We start from the raw sequence: 23,264 nt of genomic DNA on the forward strand, positions 1-23,264 counted from the left end.
ATGGAACGGTCATGAACGCAAGGTGACCGCCTGTCTCCGGGCCCGGACCTTCGGCATTGCGCCGCCGCCCGGTGTCGATAGCGTCACGGGCGTGAAGGAAAAGGCGATCTCCCTGCTGCAGGAACTGACGGAGGCCCACTCGGTGCCGGGTCATGAGGACGAAGTGCGCGCCATCTTCGTGGACGAACTCGAGGAGTGTGGCACGCTCTCCGCCGATCGCTCCGGCTGCGTCTTCTGCGAGCTGGAAGGGGAGGGGCCCCGCGTCATCATCGCCGGACACATGGATGAAGTCGGCTTCCTAGTACAGAACATCACGCCCGACGGCTTCATCCAGTTCCTTGCCGTCGGCGGTTGGTGGGAGCACAGCCTGCTCTCCCAGCGCGTCGAGATCCGCACCCGCTCCGGGGAGAAGATCACCGGCGTCGTCGCTTCCAAGCCTCCTCACTTCCTGCCGGAAGCCCAGCGCCGCCAGGTCATGACCATCGACCAGATGTTCATCGACGTTGGCGCCACTTCCCGTCTCGAGGTCGAACAGGAATTCGGCATCTCGCTCGGCGATCCGATCGCACCGCTCTCGCCCTTCACTCCCATGCAACGCGAGGACTGGTACATGGCGAAAGCCTTCGACAACCGCGTGGGCATGGCCGGCACCATCCAGGCAGGCAAGCAACTCGCCGGGACCCTGCACTCTAACAAAATCATCCTCGCCGGCACCGTGCAGGAGGAGGTCGGACTTCGCGGGGCGAAGACCGCCGCCAACTTCGCCAAGCCGGATGTCGCCATCATCCTCGAAGGCCCTCCTGCCGATGATACTCCCGGCTTCTCTCGTGCCGAATCCCAAGGCCGCCTCGGCGGTGGCGTGCAGATCCGCCTCTTCGATCCCAGCGCAATCATGAATCCGCGCCTTGCCGATCTAGCGATCCGCACCGCGAAGGAAGAAGGCATCCCGCATCAAGTCACCGTCCGACGCAGCGGCGGTACGGATGCCGGCTCATTCCATCTTGCGGGGGAGGGGATCCCCTCCGTTGTGCTCGGTGTGCCGGCCCGCTACATCCACTCGCACAACTCGATCATCGATCTGAACGACTACCTCCACATGGTATCGCTCGCCGTCGCCCTGGCGCGCCGCCTCGATGACTCCACGGTCAAGGGCCTCACCCGTTTCCTCTGAGATCTGGACCGGAATTCCCGAACGACCTCAGCCGTCGTTCGGGAACTCTGAATCCGTCACTCTCAGATCATCCCGAGCTTCATCTTCCCTTCCTCGGAGATCATGTCCTGATTCCAGGCCGGATCCCAGACCAGCTCCACCTTGGCATCATCGATGCCCTCGATGGTCATGATCTTGGCCTGCGCATCCGCCGCGATCACCGGACCCATGCCGCAGCCTGGAGCCGTCAGGGTCATCTTCACCGCCACGGTCTTCTTGCCGTTCTCCTCCTCGATCCCGCAGTCGTAGACCAAGCCGAGGTTCACAATATCGACCGGGATTTCCGGATCGTACACGCTCTTAAGCTGCGCCCAGACCTGCTCTTCCAGCGGCGCGTCCTTCAGGCGCTCGGCCTCGGCGTGCTTCTCCTTTTCCTTCTCCAGGTCCACGCCCAGGGCGTCCGCATCCTTGGAGGAGATCCGCGCCAGACCGGCAGAGGTTGCCACCGTGTAGGTGCCGCCCAGCCGCTGGGTGATGAATACGGGAGTCCCGGCGGGCAGGGTGATCGCATCCCCGCTGGGGATCTGGATGGCTTCGACTTCGCGTGCCAGGGAGATTTCCTCGTGCATGGGGGCAGTGTAGCGGCGGCTCCCGGCGGTGCAAGCGGCTTGCCGCGCCGGGCTAAACCGGCCAGCTTCCGAACATGAGCCGGAGACAGAGGAAAAGGGCCGCCGCCGCGGGCAGCAAGCTGCGTCCACGCTGGTGGGGGCGAGTGCTCGTCGTGTGCCTCATCCTCGGTGTCCTCGCCATGGGCGGCAGCTACCTATGGCTTCGCGCTTGGCTCCATGGCGAGTCCTTCCGCCGCATGCTCGCGGGTCAGACCGACGAGGCGCTCAATGTCTCCAGCCAGTTCGGCCCCTTCCGCTGGTCTGGCACCCGCATGGACACTTCCTCTTTCACCGCCTCCAGCGAGGGCCTCGTGAAATCGATCGATGCCGAGGATCTCCTCGTCGAAGTCGGCCTCGGCGGCTGGTGGAAGGGCGTCTGGCAGATCGAGGATGCCGGCGCCCGCCGCATCGATATCGAGATCGATACCACCGCCGCTGACCGGGTGAAGAAGGACCCGCTGGCTGCCACTGCCCCTCCCGGCCCCGTGGCGAGGCAGAAGAAGTGGTACGACTCCCTCATCCCGCACGAGGTAGAGCTGAAGCAATTCGAACTCTCCTCTTCCTCCGTGAAGGTCATCACCCGTTCCGGTCCCGTCGGCATTTCCGGCACTTCGTGGAGCCTCGTGCCGGACAAGGCCGGGAAGAACAGCTATCGCGCCGAGGGGACTGGTGGTGTCGTGAAGATGCCTTGGCAATGGGCTCCGCGCATGAATCTCGGCCGCGCCCGCCTGAATTATCGCGGCGATGTCGTCTATCTCACCGGCGCCGACTTCCAAGTTTACGAGAGCGGTCGCCTCGATCTCGCGGGTGAAATGTCCGTGAAAGGGGATGGCTACACCTTCACCGGTGATCTCCGCGATGTCTTTTGCGCGGAAGTCCTGCCCGAGAACTGGAAGCAAAGGTTGAGCGGCAAGGTGGATGCCGAATTTACCGCGGAGGGCCGCAAATCGGGACCCAAGGTCGATGGCGAAATCGGCCTTTCCAATGGTGTGCTCACCGCGCTCCCGCTGCTGGATTCCCTTTCCGCCTATGCGGATACCACCCGCTTCCGCCGCATCGCTCTGGAGGAGGGGAAAAGCGACTTCTCATGGGAGGACGAGATCTTGGTTCTCAGCAATCTCGTCATCGCCAGCGAGGGACTCATGCGTCTTGAAGGCGGGCTCCGGATGGACCCCCGCAAACAGCTCGACGGTCGCTTCCGCCTCGGCCTCGTCCCCGGTGTCCTCGCCCGCATCCCGGGTGCGGAAACGGTCGTGTTCTCACCGGGGGAACGTGGCCTCCTCTGGACCGATCTCCGCATCACCGGCACTCTGGATGACCCCAAGGAAGATCTCAGCCGCCGCTTGGTGGCCGCCGCCGGCCTGCGGATGTTCGAGGTGCTGCCGGAAACCGGCGAGAAAGTCCTCAAGTTCACCAAGGACGTCATCGATCAGGATCTGGAAACCCATCTCCAGAATGGCGCTGCTGTCATTGAACAGGGCCGTGCCGTCATCGACGAGGCCAAGGGCGTCGTCGATGAGGTTGAGGGAATCTTTGATGTCCTGCGCGGCAAGGATGAGCCGCGGAAGAAGCAAGAGTGAGGTGGCGACTCCTGCCCGCTCTCACTTGATCGTCACCTTCTTTCCGGTGTTCGATTCCCAAGCGCCTTGGATGCTCTTGTGCAGGGCCTTCAGATCGTTGAGCCGCATCAGGCGGAACTCGATCATCCCGGCGTGGCTGGTGGTCGGATAGTCCTTCTGAGGCAGATTGTGGAAATCGACTTTGGCCCGTCGGCCGGCACCGTCGATCAGGTCCTTGCCGCGCTCCACCAGCCGCCCGCCCGCTCCGGATGCGGTGTCCTCCGCCACCGAGCGCACATGATAGAAGCGCGCCAGCGCGCGTCCGTCCGTGTCGATGACCATCTCGGTCACGATCAGGTTGGCGTTCAGCACATACTCGTGGATGCTCACCGAGCTGACCTTGTCCAGAGCCACCGAGTAATCGCCGCCTTGCAAGCTGGCGCTCCAGAAGCGCTTCGGTCCTTGGGACTCTTCCGCCGAGCTATCCTCTCCCGCGTTGTCCTCATCCACCTGCTCGGTTCCATCCCCATCGTCCTCGTTGTTTTGCTGGGCCTGCAGAGGCAGCGGCTGGAGCAGCACGCACAAAGCGTAAAGGAGGAGGAAAGCGGGTTTCTTCATATACCGCGAGTGTGAACGCGGCTCATGGATTTGGCCAGTGCCCACATCTTATTTCGGGAAAGTTAAGGATTGAGAATCCTCCGCCGGTTGCATAGAAATCCACCCGTGGTTCGTTTCCGGCCAAATGTCGCCGCGTTGATGGTGAAGCCTCAGGGGCAATTGCTCGTCTGCGAGAGGTGGTCCATCCCCGGCGCGTGGCAATTTCCGCAGGGTGGCGTGGATGACGGGGAGACTCTCGAAGAGGCCTTGTTCCGCGAAGTGCGGGAGGAGATCGGCCTGCTGCCGCAGCACTACGAGTTGCTGGGATTCCGCACCGGTTATCGCTATCTGTATCCGGAGGAAGTCCGCATGAAGAAGATGCGCAAGCATGGCTGCCACGGTCAGGAACAGACTTACTATCACTGCTTGCTCAAGGACGGTGCTCCTGCAATCAATGTGGACCAACGGCCGCGCGAGTTTGGAGCATACCGTTGGATTATGCCCGAGGAGTTTGATCTGGAGTGGCTTCCGGAATTTAAAAGGGATGTGTATCGGCAGGTCATGAAAGACTTTTTCGGAGTCATGCTCTAACCCTGCAAGAATTGCAGGAATGAGACTAGAGCTTGCTCGCATGTCCGATTTCGGGTGTCGTGCCTTCCTAAGAAATACAATCGCTGATGGAGATCCTTCCCGACCAGTCGCAGAGCGTCATCAAGTGCCGTAACAGCCAAGGAATGGAGGTGCAGGCTAACCTGCTCCGATTGACCCGCTACTCGGTCGTTTTCGAGGTCTACAATCCATACAGCATCCTCCAGCTCTCGGAGGTCCTGTCCGATTTTCGCATCCTTGCGAATCGTCGCCTGATCTATCGCGGCAAGGCCGTGGTCAGCAACCTCCTCAATACCGGCTTGGTGCTGGTCTGCGAGGCAAACCTTGAAGACGGCTGGCAGGAAGTCGACTTCCTGTCCGGGGTCACCGGCGAGGCGGATCTCGGGGCCCAGTTCTCCTCCTTCATGGCCGAATGGAAGGCCGCCAACCACGTCCAAGATCCTTTCAAGGTCGCCGTGGCGGATATGGCCAGCGCTCTAACGGGCGTGCAGCACTGGATGGGTGGCATCGATGTCGGCATCCGTTCCACCGCGACACGCCGCCGCGACGATCTGGAGCGGGAGATCTTCTCGAATATCCAACAGAAGGTGGTGGAGGAAGTCATCCCCGCCATGGAGAACTTCGAGTCCGTGGCCGGACAGGTCAGCGAGGAGGAGGTGCCCTCACATAAATCTTATATCCGGCGCGAACTTCATCCGATCGTCCTCTGTTCACCCTTCCTTTATCGTACTTATACGAAGCCGCTCGGCTATGCGGGCGACTATGAAATGGTCAACATGATGCTGAGAGATCCTTACGAAGGGGCATCCTCCTTCGCCAAGCTCCTCAACTATGCAATGCTCAATACCGAGCCGGTCGTCGCTCACCGCAATCGTATCGACTATCTGGTCGATATGCTCGACCGCGAGTCGAACCGCCGCTTCGGCCGCGGCCGTGCCCGCGCCTTCAACCTTGGATGTGGTCCGGCGGAAGAAGTGCTGCGCTTCCTCCGCGAGCACGATTCCAGCGACCTGATGGAGTTCGACCTCCTCGACTTCAATCCCGAGACCCTTGACTACACCCGCGAGCGCCTCGACAAGGTCCGCATGTCGGAAGGCCGTAACACCCGCCTCCGCTTCATCCCGCGCTCCGTCCACCAGATCCTCAAGGCGGCCGTTCAGCCGGGTGGCGATCCCGAGCTTTCTTCTTACGACGTGGTCTACTGCGCCGGTCTCTTCGACTACCTGTCACAGCGCGTCGGCAAGCGCCTTGTCGAGTTCTTCTGCTCCATCGCCAAACCCGGCGGGGTCGTGGTGGTGACCAACGTGGCGGATTCCAACCCGCGCCGGGCGTGGATGGAATATCTCATGGAGTGGAATCTCATTTACCGCGGCAAGGAAGAGATGCTCGATCTCGTGCCCGCGGGCCTCCCCGTGAAACGCGTGGATGTAAAAGCGGATTCGACCGGTGTGAACCTATTCCTTGAAATCGAGCTCGCTGATGGCTGAGGCCTCGACAGAACCATTCTCCCCCGCGGACGAAGCCGAGCTGAAAAGCGCTTTCCAGCGCTACGAGCACGGCGTGTCGGTGGACAATGCCCGACGCGCGGCGTCCTTGGCCGCGCTCTTCATGCTCGCAGGCACCACCCTCGATTGGATGGTTTATCCCGAGCAGGCATGGCACTTCCTGTTCATCCGCGGCATCGTCACGCTTCTTCTCTGCGTCGTTTTCTGGGCTCTCGGGCAGCTTTCCCGGGAGATCTCGCGCAATTGGATTGCCCAAGCCATCCCCTTCCTCCCCACCGCCGGCATCTGCTGGATGATCGCGAAGACCGGCGGGGGTGTCTCTCCGTACTATGCCGGCCTGAATCTCGTGTTCCTCGGCATGGCGCTGCTGCTGCGCTGGTCCTTCTGGAATTCGGTCGCGATGATCGTGATCTGCATCGGCACCTACTTCGCCGCGGTCATGCTTTCCGACCAGCACCGCGACCACCGGCTCTTCTTTAACAATTCGTACTTCCTCTTTGTCACCGGCGTCTTCGTGCTGGCTGGTAGCTATTTCTACGAGCGCCTCCGCTTCCGTGAGTTCGCCCTGCGGAAGGAGGTGGAGGACGCCCGCGAATTGTTGGAAGCCTCGAACCGCCAGCTTAGCGAACTGGATGAGGCCAAGACCCGCTTCTTCGCCAATATCAGCCACGAACTCCGCACGCCGCTCACCGTCATGATCGGCCTGACCGAGCGCCTCGCGGACCGATTCAGGACCACCCCGCAGCAGGATGTCCGCGACATGCTCGCGATGACGGAGCACAACGGCCTGCGCCTGCTCAAGCTCATCGATGATCTTCTTGATCTGGTGCGCTTCGATACCGGCCATGCCGACCTCAAGCTCCAGCCCACCAATGTCCGCGATCTCCTTGACGGCCTGATGAATTCCATGCGCCACCTCGCCGATCAGGACGGGGTCGCCTTGGAATGGAAGGTCACCGGCCCGGATGCCTCGCTCATGGTCGATCGCGACAAGATCGAGAAGGTGCTGCTCAACCTTACCATCAACGCGATCAAGTTCACCCCGGCGGGTGGCCGTATCGATGTCGATGGGGAAATCGGCGATGGTCGCTTGGTGCTCGCGGTGACGGATACGGGCGTGGGCATTTCGGATGCGGGTCTCAAGCGGATCTTCGAGCGCTTCTGGCAGGTCGATTCCTCCTCCACGCGTAAATTCCAAGGCGCCGGCATCGGTCTCGCCCTGGTCCGCAGCTTGGTCGATACCATGCAGGGCAAGATCGAGGCGGATAGCACCATCGGCGTGGGCACCCGCTTCAAGGTGGATATCCCTGTGGAAGCCGCACCTTCCGTCGCTCCTGCGGATGCGCAGGAGGAGGAGGATCGCCCTGATTCGGGCAAGCACATCGAGGAACTCCACCGTCGTGCCGCCCTGTCGGTGGCCCGGCCTTCCGATCAAGGGGACATTTCCATCGCGGCCCGCGGCATCGGCCGGAAGGCCTCTTCAGGACGTCCCCTCGTGCTCGTGGCCGACGATGAACCGGACATGCGCCGCTATCTCGTCATGCAACTGGAAGATGTGGACGTCGTCGAGGCTCGCGATGGCGCCGAAGCGGTCGCGCTCGCGAAGCAGCATGTCCCCGTGCTCGCCCTGATCGACCACATGATGCCGGAAATGGATGGCGTGGAGGTCTGCAAGGCGATCCGCGGGCACCACTCCACCCGCGAGATGCCGATCATCATGCTCACCGCCCGTGCGGATGAGCAAACCAAGCTCCAGGCGCTCGATGCGGGCGCCAGTGATTTCCTCACCAAGCCATTCTCCAGCACGGAGCTCGTCCTTCGCCTGCGCAATCAATTAGCCATGGCCGCCATTCGCAGCGAGCTGGGCGAGCTGAACCGCGAACTCTCCGCCGCGATGGAGAAGCTCAAGGAAAACGAGGTCCTTCTGGTCCGGAACGAAAAGCTTTCCGGCCTAGGCCAGATGAGTGCCGGCATCATCCACGAGATCAACAACCCCCTTAACTACGCTCGTGCCGGTCTCCATGCGCTGAATTCCTTCAAGCGCTCCCTGCCAGCGGACGACCATGCCGACTACGAGGAGATCATCGGGGATATCAGCGAAGGGGTCGAGCGCGTCGCCCAGATTGTGGCCGACCTCCGCCAGTTCACCCGCGACGACAATCGCATCGGCGGCGAGGCGGATCTTGTCGAGGTCGTGGAGCGTTCCCGCCGCTTGGTCAGCCATCAGCTCGGGAGCAAGGTTGCTTTCAATATCAAGAAACCGGACCGCGCCCTGATCACGGGGAACAGCAACCAGTTGGTCCAGGTCTTCGTGAATCTCTTCCAGAATGCCGTCGATGCCATCGAAGAGCGCCTCGCCGCGAAGGAAGGGGAGCCGGGCAAGATTGATATCGGTCTGCGCTCCGCCGCGGGAGGTTGGGAGGTTACTGTCTGGGACAACGGGGCCGGTATCCCGAAAGAAATCATCAACAAGATTTACGATCCTTTTTTCACTTCGAAAGATGTGGGAAAAGGCATGGGTCTCGGTCTAAGCATCACTCATCAAATCCTCGGGCGCCATCGCGCGCATATTGAAGTGGACACCCGCATCGGTGAGTTCACTTGTTTTACCATCTTCTTCCCGCCTCCCGACCCCGACGCCCTCTGGGATGCGGAGGACTCCAAAGACTCCGATCCCAGCGATTCCTTACCATGAGCGACCTCAACTACGACTATCAGCGCTATGCCGTACTCTTCGTGGACGACGAAGAGAAGACGCGCAAATACTTCCGCCGTCTCTACGGCGAGACGTTCCGGATCCTTGAGGCCTCGGATGGTGTCGAAGCGCTTTCGGTGTTCCGGGCTCATGCCGCGGAAATCGGTATCATCGTGACCGACCAGCGCATGCCGAACGAAACCGGTGTCGGCTTCCTCGGGAAAATTTCCGACCAGTACCCGGACGTGGTGAAGATTCTCTCCACCGCCTATTCGGATCTCGATGCCGCCATCGGATCGGTCAACAAGGGCGGTATCTACAGATACATCACCAAGCCGTGGGAAGTCAGCGAATTCGAGGTCACGCTGCGCCGCGCGATGGAGTTCTTCATCGTCAAACGCGAGCGCAATTCGCTGATGGGAGCCAAGCTTCAGGCGCTCGCCAATGTAATCTACTCCTCCCGTCTCGCCGCCTTCGCCCTGGCCCCGGTCGCCGCCGGTCTTCCCGGTAAACATGCCGCAGAAGCGGTCGCCTCTTTCGTTCGCTTGGGGGCTTTCGGTACCGCTGCCGCCAGCAACCGTGCCGGCACCATGGATGCCGGGGTGGATTCTTGGCGCAAGGTTTACGAGACCGAGCAGAAGCTCGCCGGAATGTTGGAGGAATCGCTCAAGGCCGGCTTCTCCGGCTCGTCCCTCGCGGATCGGGTCGGCGCTTTCGTTCGCTCCCTCCCGGAAGGTGAATCGCTGGATGTCACACCGGACGGCGCGAATTTCATCCTGGGTTCCACTGCCGATCCATTCCCGCGCCTCCTTGCCGGTCTGCTCGGCGTTAGTGGCAAGGGCGGGGAAGAGGCCATCCCGGTCCTCGCCGCACTCATGGGAATCTATGATTTGGGCGCTTCGCTGACACGCCTCCGCTCGGATAGCCTCGCGATTCAAGTGCGTGAAGGGGGAGCTGCGGCAGAATTGTCACCCGGCTCCGATGTCGCCCGCTGGCTTTTCGATGACGATTTGCTCATTTCTTCTGCTTTGGGACTTCTCTAGGCTAAGTAATTTCACGTAGTTTCCCGGCCTTCGGCGGCAAGTAGTTTCCGCGACCTGCCGTCGCCTTAATCCAGAACCCACATGAAGCGTCCAGAACTCCAGATTGCCTACCGCAATGGCCGGGTGGTCGCCGTGCGCCCCCGCGAACCCGAACCCCTCCCGCTCGCCCCGCTCGCAAGAGAGACGGGCTTCAAGGTCAGCCGCCTCTGCGCGTTGTTCAATCTGTCCGACCGCCAGTTCCACCGCACCTTCAACGAGTGTCTCGGCATCAGCCCGAAGGACTGGCTGCGCCGTGAACGCATGGTCCAAGCCCGCCAGTTGCTCATGGAAGGGCATGCGATCAAGGAAGCGGCGGCAGAACTCGGCTTTCCTTCCACCAAGGATTTCAGTCGCGAATTCCAAGCCTTCTACGAGGTCAGCCCCACCGATTTCCAGCGTCGGCAGGATGCCCTGCGCAAGGGTGGGATTGTCTGACGCGCTTGTCGCCAGCTCCTTGGGAAAGGAGGAGTTTTTGCAACTGACAAATTCATTTAAATGAACTATCAGCGCCGCTTTACTAAAACCTTCCGATGATACCTCGCTCCTTTCCCGTCTTGGCCGCTGCGCTGATCCCCGCCACCGCGGGTGCCGCCGGTTATTATCTCCCGAATCAGGACGCCTTCGCCACCGCGAAGGGGAACGCTTGGGTGGCCACGGCGGACAGTGCCGCCGCCGTTCACTACAATGCCGCTGGCCTGACCCAACTTGAACAGGCGGAAGCCCAGGTCGGAGTCTATGCCATCAATCTCGGCCACACCTTCAACAACGGGGGAGGGGACTTCGAGGCGAAGTCGGAATGGCAATACGTTCCCAGCATCTTCTACGCACAGCCGATCGAAGATGATCTCGCATGGGGCTTCGGCATCAACAGTCCTTGGGGACTCGGCACCGAGTGGGGCCAAGGCTCGCCCTTCCGCACGGTCATCACCGAGGCCCGCCTTGCCTACATCAGCGCGACGGTCGCTCTCGCGTATGACATTACCGATACCCTTTCGATCGGGGTTTCCGGTTCCGGTAACTATGCCGACCTGACCCTTGAGCAGGGCCTCGGTATTGCACCGCTCGATTTCCTCCGCTTTGAAGGAGATGGCACCTCCTACTCCGGCGCGATTTCGCTCCGCTGGCAGCCGCATGAGCAGCACGCCTTCGGCCTGAATGTCGCTTCGGACACCTCCATGGATCTTAGCGGCAAGGTTTACTCGAATATCCTTGGTGCCGGTCCCGCCGACATCGATTTCGTCACGCCGCTCCGCATCGCCGGCGGCTATTCCTATCGCCCGGCTCCCGGCTGGAACGTGGAAGCGAATATCGAGTGGCTCGATTGGGATTCTCTCAACTCCCTCTATCTCCGCTCCCCATCGCTCCCGGGCGGTGCCATCGGCGTGCCTTTCCACTGGAAGTCCATGTTCATCTACGAGGCGGGCGTGAGCTACACCATGGACAACGGCTATGCCTTCGCAGTCGGCTACGACTACAACAGCAATGCCCAGCCGGACACCTTCTTCAACCCCTCCGTCGCGGATGCCGACCGCCATTGGTTCAATGCCGGCTTCGGCCGCAAGTGTGAGGACTGGGGTTGGTTCATCGCCTACCAGTTTGGCTACTCGAACCGCGACGTCCGCGGTGCCCTGCCGACTGCGGCCGGGCAGAGCGCGAACGGCAAATACGAGGGGCGCCACCACTCGGTTAGCCTCTCGGCCAACTACCGCTTCTGATGAGCACTCCGGCGGTGAAGGAGATTCTCATCACCGGTGCGAGCTCCGGCATCGGCGCAGACCTCGCGCGGCAGCTTGCCGCGCCGGGGAAGCGCCTCTGGCTCGTCGCCCGGAGCGAGGACAAGCTGCAAGCTCTCGCGGACGAGGTCCGGGCGAAGGGGGCGACTGCCGAAGTGCTGGTCCTCGATCTCTCCGATATCGAGCGCAGCGCCACCTTCCTCCCGGATTTCCTGCGGGAAGTCCGTCTGGATGAAGTCTACCTTGCTGCCGCCGTTTCCATCTTCGGGGAGGTGAAGGATATCCAGCCGGAGGACTGGGATCAGATCTACCGCACCGACCTCCTCAGCTACTGCCAGTGGGTCCAGGCGATCTATGCCCAGATGGTCGCTTCGCGCCGGGGTCGTCTGGTCATCGTGTCCTCCTTGGCCGGGTATGCCGGCTATCCCACCTCGGTGCCCTACGCCACCATGAAGGCAGGCCTGCTCGGCCTCTATCGTACGCTCCGCTACGAGGCACCCCAGCACGGGGTGTCCGTCCATCTGGTCAGCCCCGGCTACGTCCGCACCGGTATCTACCAGTCCGCGATCTACCGCCGTTCGAACTACGATAATACCCTCAAGCAGATCGAGGAGATGGGCTTCGGGATGATCGAGTCCGCCGAGGCGGCTTCCGCGATTCTCAAGGCCCTCGCTGCCGGGAAGAAGGAGATCGTTTTCCCCTCCTACGCCCGCCTCCTCGCATGGGTCGGCCCGCGCTTCCCGGGGCTGCTCGGCATCGTCCACGCCCGTATGGTGAAGCGCTTCCGCGAACTCTCGGCATGAGCATCTCCGAATCCACCCGCCGTGCCTTCGAGGGCCGCAGCGTCCTTCTCACCGGTGCCGCATCCGGTATCGGGCGGGCTCTGACCCTTCGTCTGCTCGCTTGCGGTGCCACCGTTCACGGAGCGGATATGGACGCCGCCGGCCTTGAACGTCTCGCCGCAGAAGCACCCGCTTCCGGCAAGCTCCTGCCCCGCAAGCTCGACGTCACCGATCGGGCAGACTATGCGCGTTGGGTGGAAGAATGTGCTGGCACAGGCCCGATCGACTATCTCTTCAACAACGCCGGGGTGAGCCACCTCGCCGAGGCACACAAGGTGCCCTTCGAGCGCTGGAAGTGGCTCTTGGATATCAATGTGATGGGGGTCCTCAACGGCACCATGCTCGTCTATCCCGTGATGGTGAAGCAGGGTCGCGGCCAGATCGTCACCACCAGCTCCGTCGCAGGGGTCACCGGTTACGCCACCGCGGCCGCCTACACCGCCTCGAAGAAAGCCGTCATCGCCATGAGCGAGTCCCTCGCCGCGGAGGCGAAGGCCTACGGTGTGAAGGTCACCGTCGTCTGCCCCGGCTACGTAAACTCGAACATCTTCACCGAGAAGAACGTCGTCGGAGCGAACGTGAAGGAGGTCATCAAGGACCTCCCCGCCCCCATGATGACCCCGGAGACCGCCGCCCGCCTTTATCTTGATGGCGTCGCCTCCGGGAAATCCCGGGTCGTCTTCCCCGCAAACGCCCGCCTCCTCTGCGGGCTGGCGCGCTGGCTCCCCTTCACTTTGGGCCCGATTCAGAAGCGCCTCATGCGCAAGTTCTCCTAGCCTCCGGCCATCGATGCGGGATCCAGCGCCACGTCCAGCTCTTCCGCGTTAATCCCCAGTTCGCCCAGCCGTTCCAGGCACAGCTCGCGCACGGTCCGTCCCGTCGCCACCGACTCCTTGGCGATCGCCGCCGCCTTGTCGTAGCCGATCTTCGGCACCAGCGAGGTTACCATCGACAGCGAATACTCGATCAGTTCCCGGCAGCGCTCCTCATTCGCCACGATCCCGTCCACGCATTTGCTTCGCAGCGCCCCGGCTGCATTCGCCAGCAGCGCGATCGACTCGAACAGGCAGGCCGCGATCAAGGGCATCGACACGTTCAGCTCGAGGAATCCGCCCGCTCCGCACCAGCTCATGGTCGTCTGATTCCCTGCCACGCGCGCCGCCACCATCGTCACCGCTTCCGCGATCACCGGATTCACCTTCCCCGGCATGATTGAGGATCCCGGCTGCGTCGCCGGCAGGCGGATCTCGCCGATCCCGCAGCGCGGCCCCGAGCCCAGCAGGCGCAAGTCGCTCGCGATCTTGTGCAGTGATACCGCGATCGTTGCGAGCTGCCCGTGCGCCTCCACACAGGCGTCTTTCGCAGACTGAGCCTCGAAATGATTCTCCGCCTCCCGCAGCTCCAGTCCGGTCCGCGCCGCCAGCCTCGCGATCGTCCGCGCCGCAAATTCCGGGTGCGCGTTCAATCCGGTCCCTACCGCCGTCCCTCCCAGCGGCAGATCGTGCAGCGCCTTCAGCGCCTTGTGAGCGCGGGAGGATGCCAGCCAGGCCTGCTTCGCCCAGCCCCCGAATTCCTGCCCCAGCCGCACCGGAGTCGCATCCATCAGGTGCGTCCGCCCGATCTTCAGCACCCCGTGGAATTCCCCCGCCTTCGCCTCCAGCGCCGCCGCCAGCGCATCCAGCGCCGGGATGAGCTCATCTTTCAGCGCCAGCGCCGTCGCCAGATGGATCGCCGTCGGAAAAGTGTCGTTCGAGGACTGCCCCAGATTCACCTGATCGTTTGGATGCACCTTTATCCCGTCCCGACCGCAGAGGTGCGCGATCACCTCGTTCACGTTCATGTTCGTCGAGGTTCCCGAGCCCGTCTGATAGATATCCACCGGGAAATGCCTCGCGTGCCCGCCCGCCGCGATCTCCTCCGCCGCCCCGGCGATCGCCCCCGCCACTTCCGCACTCAGCAGTCCCAGCTCCCCGTTCGTTCGTGCCGCCTCCGCCTTGATCATTCCGTAGGCCCGGATGAATCCCGCCGGCAGCGGGGTCCCGGAAATCGGGAAATTCTCCACCGCCCGCGCCGTCGATGCCCCGTAGAGCGCATCCCCCGGCACCTCCATCTCACCCATCGAATCACGCTCCCTGCGGGTCTCCTTCATCCTCCCAAACTGCCAGAGTCCTCCCGAAAATCACGGCGAGAATCCCATTTCAAACGCCCCCGCGAAGAAAAGTGAGACACAAATCCGCGTTCCCGCGGTTTTCCTAGGGCACACATCAGCGGAACGACACGGGACTTGATGGCAGGGCACTCCGGCCACAGGTTCCTCCCTGTCGTTTTCTACGATTCCATCCTCGCCCCGAAATCCATGCGTTTGTTCGCTTTCTTCATTCTTCTAGCCTCTGCAGCGACGAGCTTGGCGGCACCTCCGGCCAATCCCACGGGTCTCACGGCGACAGCCAGTACTGGGAAAACCATTCGTCTCACTTGGACTGCCTCCGCTGGCACACCCACCCCCACCGGGCACTACGTTTACCGTTCCTCTGGCGCAGGTAGTCCCGTGCAGATCACGGAATTCGGCGAGTTGGGCGGAGCGGTTACCTCCTACATTGACGACGATCCGGCCCTGCAAGCTGGCACCGCCTACACCTATGTGGTGAGGGCCTTCATCGGAGCCGAGGACGCCGAAGAGTTGTCCACGCCGTCGAACACAGCCACCGCCACGCCGGTTGCCACCCCGGGTGCGCCGGGCGGCCTTAAAGCCACCAAAATCACCTCCACCGCCATCACTTTGGAATGGAGCGGCGTCACCGGTGCCACCAGCTACAATCTCTACCGCGACGACGAGATCCTTGAAGAGGAGATCTCGCTCACGACCTACACCGACCTTGATGTGGAGATCTCCACGTCCTACTCCTACTACGTCACCGCGAATTCCACCGGTGGTGAATCCGCCAAGTCCAATGTCCTGACGGTCAGCACCGGCGATGGCACGGGTCGCGAAGCCTACTGGGTCCGCGACTTCCGTAAGGTCGATGTCGACGCGAGCCGCACCATCACCTTGGATGAGTTCCTCGCCGCCAACACCAAGCGCAAGTCCATCGTCGCCGCTCTCCACCGCTTCGAATACATGGATGGGGATGACTCCGAGGACATCACTCTAACCGAGTACACCAAGGCTTTTGGCGGCAAGAAGTTCGCAGCCCCGTCCAAGCCACGGCAGTTCTATCTCGCCGATCGCTACTTCGTTCTCGATGGTGAAGAACCGGATGGCTACTTGGACGACACGGAATTCGCCCTTACCCAGCTGGCTCCCATCCGCAACAATGCGGTGAAGCTGGAAAAGGCACTCGGCAAGAAGGACAAGAACGGCAGCGGTGATCTCAGCGAAGTCGAGTTCGGCATTCGCAACGGCTCTCCTTACGATTCGGAGAATCTCGATCCCGACACCGTTCCCGACCCGGATCCAGATCCAGAGCCGGAAACCGTTGCCGCTCCTTGAGTCATCCCAACTCTTCAAACACGAAAAGCCCGGCAGATCCTGCCGGGCTTTTTCTTTATCTAGCAGAGCGCTGCGGTGGCTTAGCGCCGCAGTGAAACCTTGATCACTTGGCCGGTGGATTCGAAACCCTTCAACGAGCCTTTCGTCGTGGCCGCGTTCACCTTGCCGGAGAGAGTGGTGGCACCCGGGGTTTCGGCCCATGGATACTCGCTCAGCGCGAAGATCCGCACCTTGCCCTTCGATCCGGCCAGCGCCAGTCCGTTGATCTCGAATTCGCCACCGGTCGGGGAGACTCCGAAGCCGGAGAGCTGATAGAGATGCGGCGTCTCCGTCGCAGAGATCTGATAGATTTCCGGCAGACGCAGCTTGCCCAGGACCGCGATGCCGGTCCAAGTGCCGCTCAGATCCTGCGTATCTTTCTCCGGCGTGCCGGCGAAGCTGAAGTTGCCATTGGTGGCGGTGATCTTCCCGCTGACCTTCTTGGCCGTGACCTTGCCTTGGATCGTTCCGGTCACGTCCTGACCGTCGATCGTCTCGGTGTAGGAGCCGGTGAGCACGCCCTTGTCGTCGACGGCCCATGTGCCGGACAGGGTGAAGACCCCGGCCGATTTGGCGCTCACACCATAGGCGGTGAAGTCGCGATCTTCCTCGAAGGTGACATAGGCGATGCCTTGGTCGGCACCGGCCAGATTGACTTCCCAAGTTCCAACAGGGGAAGGAGCGGCCGCCAATGCGGACACGGGGGCAAGCACAAGCGTTGCCGCGGCAAGCAGGTTCAATTTCATACGGGGGGATGGGGGTGAGACAGCAGCGGAGACAGTGCCTGAGATCTCCGGATCATCAAGCTCGCGCTGCCTACGTGATCGCGGGGGCCCTATCGCCGCGGTTGTTCAGGCGGCAGCGCCACCCGCCCGATGCTGGGGGAGGACGACCCGCCCTCCGGCGAGCTGCCGGAGCGGGACGCCGCCTCCGCCGCCACCGCACCTTCATTCGGCCGCGTATCGAGGGTCGCGCGATCATACCCAGTCCCGCACATGGAGAGCGCACAAACCGTGGCGAGGGCGGAGACCAGCTTCAGGATGGATTTCGTGATCATGGTTATCATGGCAGCAACTTGTGTTCCCATCTCCTTCACGCTTCCGATCCCCTCAACCGCGCGGATCGAGGCAGATGGGGAGGGCAGGGGACCGTGCATTCACCAATCGCCGAACCCACCCGGATTGCAAATCGCAGAAGCATCCCGACCTCAAGGCCTCACCCTGCCAGAACCACGAAACCCTCCTCATCCACCCGGTAACCCTTGGGCAGCATGAGTCCCTCCGGTGCCGCAGGACCTTCCACCCGCCATTCCCCGTCGCGTTCCTCCACCGTGAAACCCGGCAGCACGATCCCCAGTGCCCCATCTTTGCGGCCCGGCTGTGGCTTCGCGCCTTCATGCGAGAGCGGCGGATCCGGCATCGACATCGCCACCACCACTCCGCCGATTGCCAGGCAGGGGCAGTGAATCCAACCCTCCCGCCCCAGCGCCCGGGTCGCCCCTTTGCTGAAATCAAAAAACACTCCGCCCACCTTCAGCTCCGATCTCACGATCCTCTCCCGCAGCATCTCCCCACCCAGCCAGAATCGATCCACCGAAGCATCCACCACATGCGATTCCCGCGAGATCGTCCCGAAGATCCGCTCGTATTCCGCCAGCCCGGGCAGGGAAGCGGGCAGGGGATCGCCTTCCAGAATCCCGAAGTCTCCCCCGCGCGGCAGCCCGTTCACTGCCGCCAGTTGGAGTCCGTTCGCCCGCACCGTGGAGCCGGCGCTGCGCTCGCCCAGCGCTAGCGCGGAGGCCTCCGTCATGCCGCGCCGGATGGTCCCGATGTCCGCATCCTCCGGCGCGATCGCCTTACCGAAGGCCACCGAGATCCCGTAGCGCAGCCGGTGCGGGATCTTCTTGAAGAAGCGGTTTCCCTCGAAGGAGAAGATCGAGCCCCAGGCCCCGTCCGACCACACCGGAATCGAAGGGCATCCCCCTTGGCGGGCGATCAGCTCGAATCCCCGCTTCAGCTCGCGCAGCGTGCCGGTCCGTGTCAGTTGCCCCTCGGGGAAGAGGCAGACCACGTCTCCCCGCTTCAGTGCCTCCGCGGAGGCTTTCAACGCCTCGCGCGGCTTGCTTGATGAGATCGGCACTGTGTCGAAGAGCTGGCAGAAGACCCGGATCGCCGTCTGACCCATGAAGCCTTGCTCCATTACGAAACGCACCGGCCGCGGGCACGCCGCCGTGAGGAAAAAGGCATCCGCCCAAGTCACGTGGTTCGGCAGCAGCAGCACGCCGCCCTTCGCCGGGATGTTGCATTCACCGCTCGTGCGGATCTTGTAGAAGAAGCGCAGGATGCTCAGTCCTACCACCCGCACCAGATCCGCCGGGATCAGCCGCGCGATGTGGATGGTGATCCAGCCGCAGGCGATGGCGGCAGGCACCAGTTGCATGTGTGTGCCCAGCCACCACGGCTCGCCCAGCAGCCCGTGCAGGTAGGAGACCAGCATTAGCGCCCCGGCCACCACCGCGCCCAGCAGGCAGTCCTGCAGGTTCGCCGCGGCTAGGATCTCGCCCCTCTTCTCCGGCGGGCATTGATCCTGCAGGAAGGCATTCAGAGGCGTCAGGAAAATCGCCGCGCAGAATGCGGTGATCGCCAGAAGTACGAGAAATGCCGTACTTGCCGGGTGCGGCACCGCCAGCAGCAGTGTGGAAATCGTCATCGCCACTCCCGCCACCGGCACCCAGCCGAGCTCGATCCGCCGCCGCATCAGCAGCGAGGCGGTGCCGAAGCCGACTACCATCCCCAGCGTGGCCGCGATCATAAACTTGGAGGCCACGCTCCCGAAGCCCGTCGCACCGCCCGTGATCTCCTTCGCCACCGTGATCGACCACAGGTTGATGAACCCGGCGAAGGCCCAGAAAAAGGCGATTCCGAAGGAGGTCCGGCGCAGCACCGGGTTCCGCCACAGGTCCGCCAGTTGGTGGAAATGCCCGATCGCCATCGCGGGGCGGAAGCACTCCTGCGAGCATACCGGGGTGCGCGGGATGATCAGCGCGAAGAGTAGCGGAGGCAGGCCTAGCAGGGTCAGCACTATCAGCGGGCCCTGTGCCGCATCCCAGCCGTTGCCGGAGCTGGCCAGCCGCTGGTCGAAGATGAAGCCCGCCAAGATTTGACCGCTGAGCACCGCGAGCATCGCCGTCATCTGCTGCACCCCGGAGGCGAATCCCAGCCGCCGCGAGCCGACGAGCTCCTTCACGATTCCCATCTTCGCCGGGCTGAAGAAGGCGGACAGGGTTGCGAGCGCAAAGAAGCACCCCATCGCCAGGTTGAATTGCCGCTGCATGATCGCCAGCAGCAGCGCCGCCAGACAGAGCAACTGGGTGATCGCGCAGCCTACCAATACGTTCCGCTTCGAGAAGCGATCGCTCACCCAGCCCGCGGTAGGGGCGAAGAGGATGTAGGGGAGAGCCAGCATCAGCGCCGCGGCGAAGGCCATCATCGAGCCCTTGCCTGCCAGCCATCCGCCCAGAGGAATGAGAAGGAACTGAGCCGCCTTCTCGTTGAAGGCATTCTGGGTCTGCTGCACGATCAGGCTCCAATAGCCGGTCCATTCCCGGCGCGTCGGCTCCCGCTGATCGTCGTCGCGCGTTCCTTCCACCGCGCGGAAGCTAGGAATTCTCCGACCACTGGCAAAGCCGGAATTGCTAGAGCCGATTCATCACCAGACAGTCGGGAATCTGCATGATCCTCAGGGGTGGCGAAAATAAAACCGATTTGATCCGTGGGGTTGATGCCAGTGTTGTCTCAAGTAACGGACTTAAATCTGAAGGAGTTAGCAGTGGTTCGGTGCGCTGGTTGTAGGTTCCCTTCGGCGGAATCATACCAATCCATGGGCGGAGGATACTAGAAGCAGGGTTGATAGGCTGAAGGTGCAGGACGGAAACTTCCGCTTCGTTGCGAGTCAGGCAGATGCCCGCCAAGAGGGCGGCTGACTCGTCGCCGGCGGCCGTCGTCTGCCCCGGTGGTTGACCCCCGCCGGTGGAACCCGACGAACCCTATGAAATCCAAGACCCGCGTAACGGGCCCGCTTTGGGTCCAGCTAATTCCGTTCGCCGTGCTCACGGCGCAAGTCGATGCAAACACCATCGCCTACTGGCGATTCGAAGGAGAGGGCGCCACCCTGCCCACTGACGGCGCCTTCGCGCAGGATACCAATGGCCGTACGGCGATCCAGCCGGTCGGCATCCCCATTCCTGATCTCTCGGGAAATGGTAACCGCATCTTCACCTGGGATGATGGGCCGACCGGCCACATCCACCGGCCGGTGATTCCGGGCGCTCTCTTCACCGTGGTTCCACAGACCGGAGAGACGAACAATTGGTTCATCGAGAACTCCGGCAACTTCCCGGCCAGTTTCACTTGGTCCACGCAGACTGCTCCCACCGGCATCAACCTTGATACATGGACCTCGCCCACGTGGACCATCGAAGCTTCCTTCTACACTGACGTACTCGATGGCTTCCGCACCGTGGTCGGCCGCGAGGGCAATGATGTGAAGACGGGCGAGGCCGCGCACGCCCCGCTCTACTTCCAGAAGATGAGCAACAACCGCTTCCGCATCGCCTTCGTGGATGCCAGCGGCCTTGCTCATGAAGCGGTCGATACCACCACCTTGGCCGCCGCCACCTGGTATCACTTCGCCGCCACCTCGGATGGCACCACGCTGAAGCTCTACAAGAAAACCGGTAACGCGGGCGGCTACGCCGAAGTCGCTTCGACCAGCCTGAGCGGCAGCACGAACAGCGCCCTCATCAATCCCGGAAACGATGCGAATGGCCACCCTTGGGGTTGGACGGTCGGACGCGGCCGCTACGGCACCAGCGACAACCCGAACAATGACCATGGCGATCGCTGGGATGGCGGCATCGATGAAGTGCGCATCAGCGACGTGGCCTTGCCGCCTTCCCAATTCCTCGCAGCCTTCAGCGCGAACGATGGCGACGGCGACGGACTGCCGACCGCATGGGAGATCGAGAACAACCTCGATCCCGCCGACAATGGTTCGGTCAATCCGGACAACGGTGCTTCCGGTAATCCGGATGGCGACGGCTTCAACAACCTGCAGGAGTACACCGCGGGTTCGGATCCTCGTAACCCCGCCTCCATTCCGGGCGATGTCGATGGCGACGGGCTTCCGGATACATGGGAGCAAGCGAACTTCCAGAACCTCGCCCAAGGTGCCTTCGACGATCCGGACAACGACTACACCGCCAATGACGAGGAATACGCCGCTGGCACGAATCCGAACGACCGCCTCGATTTCCCGGAAACGGAAGTGCCGGCGGATGGCATGCCGGACGCATGGGAAACCATCTTCCTGCTAGGAACCGGTCGCGATGGCACCGGTGATCTCGACGAGGACGGCGTTTCCGATCTCCAAGAATATCTCGACAACACCAACCCCGGTGATCCGGATTCGGTACTCAACCCGACGGGTGATGCCGATGGCGATGGTCTGGACGATGCATGGGAACGTACCCACTTCGGCAGCATCGTCGCGCAGGGCGCGAATGGTGACTTCGATTCGGACGGCTCGACCAACCTGCAGGAGTATCAGGCCAACTCGAATCCCACGCTGGCGGCATCCACTCACACCGATGTGAATGGCGACGGCTTGGCCGATGTGGTCCGCTTCATGGACTTCAAGGCACTCGGCGCCACGGGAACCATCACCGATGTGGATGCCGAGCCCACCGGTTTGGTCCGCTTGGCAAACACCGGCACCAATCCGGCCTACCTGCCGAACGATCCGAATATCAACATCAATACCGCGGGCACCGGGACCTTCACCTTCCGCACCGAAACCACCGATTTCAACGGCCAGTCCTTCATGTCGAACATGGCGGCGCTGGGTATCCGCCTCTCGGATCTCGGCTTCAGCGGTAGCCAGGATTTCAGCGTCAGGGTGAAGTTCATCAACACGCCTGCGATGGGTGGCGCGGATCAGCTCGGCATCTTCGCCGGTGCGAGTTCGACCCAGCTCGTCCGTGGCGGCCGCATCGATGCCGGAAGCGCGCTTGGCGTGAATACCAACGGGAACAACGATAGCGACGCTGTCTTCCCGGGCGCGCAGCTTTCCCTCGCTGCGGGTAAGCCGATGACGGTGGAACTCAGCCGCATCGGCGGGGTCTGGGCTCTGTCGGTTCATGGCGTGAACATCACGCCCGGAGCACAGCCGGCTTTCTTGAACGCGCTCTCCGATCTCACGGTCGGTTTCTATGGTTCGGACCTCTTCACGGGGAACGCGCACAAGTTCCCCGTCGTCGAAAGTCTCACCGTGGTCCGCATGGGCGGCTCCAATCCGGATGGCGATGGCGACGGCATGGACGATAGTTGGGAGATCGCCAAGCTTGGTGGCACCGGCCAGAGCGGCAGCGCGGATGCGGATAACGACGGCGTGAGCAACCTCGTCGAGTTCGCCTTCAATGGTGATCCGCAGAACGGCTCCGATCAAGGCGGCGTGACGAGCGCGCTCTCCGATACGAACTCCAACGGCCAGCGTGAACTCACGCTCACCGTGCCCGTCCGCACCGGTGCCAACTTCGCGGCCGGTGCAGGTGGCGTCCAGACGGCGACGGTCGGCGGAGTGATCTATGAGGTTCGTGGCTCGCTCGATCTGCAGAACTTCACCAGCGCCGTGGTTCGGGTTGGTTCGGTTCCTTCGGCAGATCCTTCGTATGAGCTCCACACCTTCCGCCTCACCGCTTCGGAAGGTCTCGTCGGCAAGGGCTTCCTGCAGGCCTTGGCCAAGCCGCTGGCTCAGCCCTGAGAAAGATAATTGATAGTAGCTGCGGCCCTATTCGTCATCCGGCGGATAGGGCCTCTTCTTTTATTCGGAGGCGAGCGCATCGGTGTGTAATATTGCGACATTTGTCTGACAGAAAAATCATCAAATCGAAAATTGGATCAGCTTAAACGCGTTTATTTTTGCAGGATTGGCTTCATGGAATTTATTGTAACATATTGTATTTCAGTGTTTGGTGTATTTGGTGATTTGTTGCTTACCGTTGTAAGCGACGGAAACATACCAATTGCTTCCGTGTAAATACAAGCGGATGCAGGAGCATCGTTTAGTCTGAGGGAGATTGCAGGATCAAGCGTCCCATTCGCGCCACCTAACCCCGTGGAGCCGGGCAACCCACCTGAAGCCCTGCGGTCGACCAAGCCTTCCCGAAACCCAAGCCGCGCCGGATTGATATATGTCCGGTGGATCTCTCCTTGCCGTTCCGGGGGGTGAAATAAACC

18 protein-coding genes are annotated in these 23,264 nt (G+C 62.1%); 12 read left to right on the top strand and 6 right to left on the bottom strand.

The features are described from left to right. Positions 1 to 22: 22 nt before the first annotated feature. On the top strand, positions 23 to 1,171 hold the full coding sequence (locus OJ996_RS12485) for a M42 family metallopeptidase (RefSeq protein ID WP_264513926.1): 1,149 nt from the start codon (positions 23 to 25) through the stop codon (positions 1,169 to 1,171). 62 nt (positions 1,172 to 1,233) lie between these two features. Here OJ996_RS12485 and sufT read toward each other — a convergent pair whose 3' ends face one another. Beyond that, entirely contained in the window at positions 1,234 to 1,779 is a 546-nt protein-coding gene (gene sufT, locus OJ996_RS12490) for a putative Fe-S cluster assembly protein SufT (protein WP_264513927.1), read from the bottom strand. Positions 1,780 to 1,853: 74 nt separating this feature from the next. Here sufT and OJ996_RS12495 point away from each other — a divergent pair, with 74 nt between their 5' ends. After that, a complete protein-coding gene (locus tag OJ996_RS12495; RefSeq protein ID WP_264513928.1) occupies positions 1,854 to 3,398 on the top strand; it encodes a hypothetical protein in 1,545 nt (514 codons plus the stop codon). A gap of 21 nt (positions 3,399 to 3,419) precedes the next feature. Here OJ996_RS12495 and OJ996_RS12500 read toward each other — a convergent pair whose 3' ends face one another. Continuing rightward, positions 3,420 to 3,995, bottom strand: coding sequence for a hypothetical protein (locus tag OJ996_RS12500; protein WP_264513929.1), 576 nt, complete (start codon positions 3,993 to 3,995; stop codon positions 3,420 to 3,422). 105 nt (positions 3,996 to 4,100) lie between these two features. On the opposite strand from OJ996_RS12500, the gene OJ996_RS12505 reads away from it, so the two are divergent. From OJ996_RS12505 to OJ996_RS12540, 8 genes are all read left to right on the top strand, one after another. Then, the gene (locus tag OJ996_RS12505; protein ID WP_264513930.1) at positions 4,101 to 4,565 is read left to right on the top strand and encodes an NUDIX domain-containing protein; all 465 of its coding nucleotides are present in this window, start codon (positions 4,101 to 4,103) and stop codon (positions 4,563 to 4,565) included. An 86-nt stretch (positions 4,566 to 4,651) separates the two neighbouring features. Beyond that, complete coding sequence (locus tag OJ996_RS12510) at positions 4,652 to 6,070, top strand: class I SAM-dependent methyltransferase (RefSeq protein ID WP_264513931.1); 1,419 nt, start codon at positions 4,652 to 4,654, stop codon at positions 6,068 to 6,070. Beyond that, positions 6,045 to 8,783: an ATP-binding response regulator gene (locus OJ996_RS12515; protein WP_264513932.1), complete on the top strand. Its 2,739-nt coding sequence runs from the start codon at positions 6,045 to 6,047 to the stop codon at positions 8,781 to 8,783. Before OJ996_RS12510 ends, OJ996_RS12515 begins: the two co-directional genes overlap by 26 nt. Then, on the top strand, positions 8,780 to 9,826 hold the full coding sequence (locus OJ996_RS12520; RefSeq protein ID WP_264513933.1) for a response regulator: 1,047 nt from the start codon (positions 8,780 to 8,782) through the stop codon (positions 9,824 to 9,826). The genes OJ996_RS12515 and OJ996_RS12520 overlap by 4 nt, the downstream gene beginning before the upstream one ends. Before the next feature lie 81 nt (positions 9,827 to 9,907). Then, entirely contained in the window at positions 9,908 to 10,300 is a 393-nt protein-coding gene (locus OJ996_RS12525; protein WP_264513934.1) for a helix-turn-helix domain-containing protein, read from the top strand. Between the two features lie 95 nt (positions 10,301 to 10,395). Next, positions 10,396 to 11,580 (top strand): OmpP1/FadL family transporter, encoded by a 1,185-nt coding sequence (locus OJ996_RS12530; RefSeq protein ID WP_264513935.1) that lies wholly within the window; start codon positions 10,396 to 10,398, stop codon positions 11,578 to 11,580. After that, positions 11,580 to 12,401 (top strand): SDR family NAD(P)-dependent oxidoreductase, encoded by an 822-nt coding sequence (locus OJ996_RS12535; RefSeq protein WP_264513936.1) that lies wholly within the window; start codon positions 11,580 to 11,582, stop codon positions 12,399 to 12,401. Before OJ996_RS12530 ends, OJ996_RS12535 begins: the two co-directional genes overlap by 1 nt. Beyond that, positions 12,398 to 13,216, top strand: coding sequence for an SDR family NAD(P)-dependent oxidoreductase (locus OJ996_RS12540; RefSeq protein ID WP_264513937.1), 819 nt, complete (start codon positions 12,398 to 12,400; stop codon positions 13,214 to 13,216). The genes OJ996_RS12535 and OJ996_RS12540 overlap by 4 nt, the downstream gene beginning before the upstream one ends. On the opposite strand, the gene OJ996_RS12545 is transcribed toward OJ996_RS12540, so the two are convergent. Continuing rightward, positions 13,213 to 14,589: a class II fumarate hydratase gene (locus tag OJ996_RS12545; protein ID WP_264513938.1), complete on the bottom strand. Its 1,377-nt coding sequence runs from the start codon at positions 14,587 to 14,589 to the stop codon at positions 13,213 to 13,215. The two genes, OJ996_RS12540 and OJ996_RS12545, sit on opposite strands and share 4 nt — an antisense overlap. A 207-nt stretch (positions 14,590 to 14,796) precedes the next feature. Here OJ996_RS12545 and OJ996_RS12550 point away from each other — a divergent pair, with 207 nt between their 5' ends. After that, positions 14,797 to 15,930, top strand: a complete 1,134-nt coding sequence (locus OJ996_RS12550; RefSeq protein WP_264513939.1) for a fibronectin type III domain-containing protein — start codon at positions 14,797 to 14,799, stop codon at positions 15,928 to 15,930. An 80-nt stretch (positions 15,931 to 16,010) separates the two neighbouring features. Here OJ996_RS12550 and OJ996_RS12555 read toward each other — a convergent pair whose 3' ends face one another. From OJ996_RS12555 to OJ996_RS12565, 3 genes are all read right to left on the bottom strand, one after another. Continuing rightward, positions 16,011 to 16,715 carry a hypothetical protein gene (locus tag OJ996_RS12555; RefSeq protein WP_264513940.1) on the bottom strand — a complete coding sequence of 235 codons (705 nt, stop codon included), beginning with the start codon at positions 16,713 to 16,715 and terminating at the stop codon, positions 16,011 to 16,013. An 89-nt stretch (positions 16,716 to 16,804) separates the two neighbouring features. Continuing rightward, positions 16,805 to 17,026 (bottom strand): hypothetical protein, encoded by a 222-nt coding sequence (locus tag OJ996_RS12560; protein ID WP_264513941.1) that lies wholly within the window; start codon positions 17,024 to 17,026, stop codon positions 16,805 to 16,807. Positions 17,027 to 17,184: 158 nt separating this feature from the next. Then, the gene (locus OJ996_RS12565; RefSeq protein ID WP_264513942.1) at positions 17,185 to 19,617 is read right to left on the bottom strand and encodes an MFS transporter; all 2,433 of its coding nucleotides are present in this window, start codon (positions 19,615 to 19,617) and stop codon (positions 17,185 to 17,187) included. A 399-nt stretch (positions 19,618 to 20,016) separates the two neighbouring features. On the opposite strand from OJ996_RS12565, the gene OJ996_RS12570 reads away from it, so the two are divergent. Beyond that, on the top strand, positions 20,017 to 22,788 hold the full coding sequence (locus tag OJ996_RS12570; RefSeq protein ID WP_264513943.1) for a LamG-like jellyroll fold domain-containing protein: 2,772 nt from the start codon (positions 20,017 to 20,019) through the stop codon (positions 22,786 to 22,788). Positions 22,789 to 23,264 lie beyond the last annotated feature (476 nt).

Source organism: Luteolibacter rhizosphaerae (assembly GCF_025950095.1).
GTDB classification, from domain to species: domain Bacteria; phylum Verrucomicrobiota; class Verrucomicrobiia; order Verrucomicrobiales; family Akkermansiaceae; genus Haloferula; species Haloferula rhizosphaerae.

Coding starts and splice junctions, on each gene's coding strand:
- OJ996_RS12525 (WP_264513934.1), top strand. CDS start 9,908: ATGAAGCGTCCAGAACTCCAGATTGCCTACCGCAATGGCCGGGTGGTC.
- OJ996_RS12520 (WP_264513933.1), top strand. CDS start 8,780: ATGAGCGACCTCAACTACGACTATCAGCGCTATGCCGTACTCTTCGTG.
- OJ996_RS12535 (WP_264513936.1), top strand. CDS start 11,580: ATGAGCACTCCGGCGGTGAAGGAGATTCTCATCACCGGTGCGAGCTCC.
- OJ996_RS12570 (WP_264513943.1), top strand. CDS start 20,017: ATGAAATCCAAGACCCGCGTAACGGGCCCGCTTTGGGTCCAGCTAATT.
- OJ996_RS12540 (WP_264513937.1), top strand. CDS start 12,398: ATGAGCATCTCCGAATCCACCCGCCGTGCCTTCGAGGGCCGCAGCGTC.
- OJ996_RS12530 (WP_264513935.1), top strand. CDS start 10,396: ATGATACCTCGCTCCTTTCCCGTCTTGGCCGCTGCGCTGATCCCCGCC.
- OJ996_RS12500 (WP_264513929.1), bottom strand. CDS start 3,995: ATGAAGAAACCCGCTTTCCTCCTCCTTTACGCTTTGTGCGTGCTGCTC.
- sufT (WP_264513927.1), bottom strand. CDS start 1,779: ATGCACGAGGAAATCTCCCTGGCACGCGAAGTCGAAGCCATCCAGATC.
- OJ996_RS12545 (WP_264513938.1), bottom strand. CDS start 14,589: ATGAAGGAGACCCGCAGGGAGCGTGATTCGATGGGTGAGATGGAGGTG.
- OJ996_RS12560 (WP_264513941.1), bottom strand. CDS start 17,026: ATGATCACGAAATCCATCCTGAAGCTGGTCTCCGCCCTCGCCACGGTT.
- OJ996_RS12510 (WP_264513931.1), top strand. CDS start 4,652: ATGGAGATCCTTCCCGACCAGTCGCAGAGCGTCATCAAGTGCCGTAAC.
- OJ996_RS12495 (WP_264513928.1), top strand. CDS start 1,854: ATGAGCCGGAGACAGAGGAAAAGGGCCGCCGCCGCGGGCAGCAAGCTG.
- OJ996_RS12550 (WP_264513939.1), top strand. CDS start 14,797: ATGCGTTTGTTCGCTTTCTTCATTCTTCTAGCCTCTGCAGCGACGAGC.
- OJ996_RS12555 (WP_264513940.1), bottom strand. CDS start 16,715: ATGAAATTGAACCTGCTTGCCGCGGCAACGCTTGTGCTTGCCCCCGTG.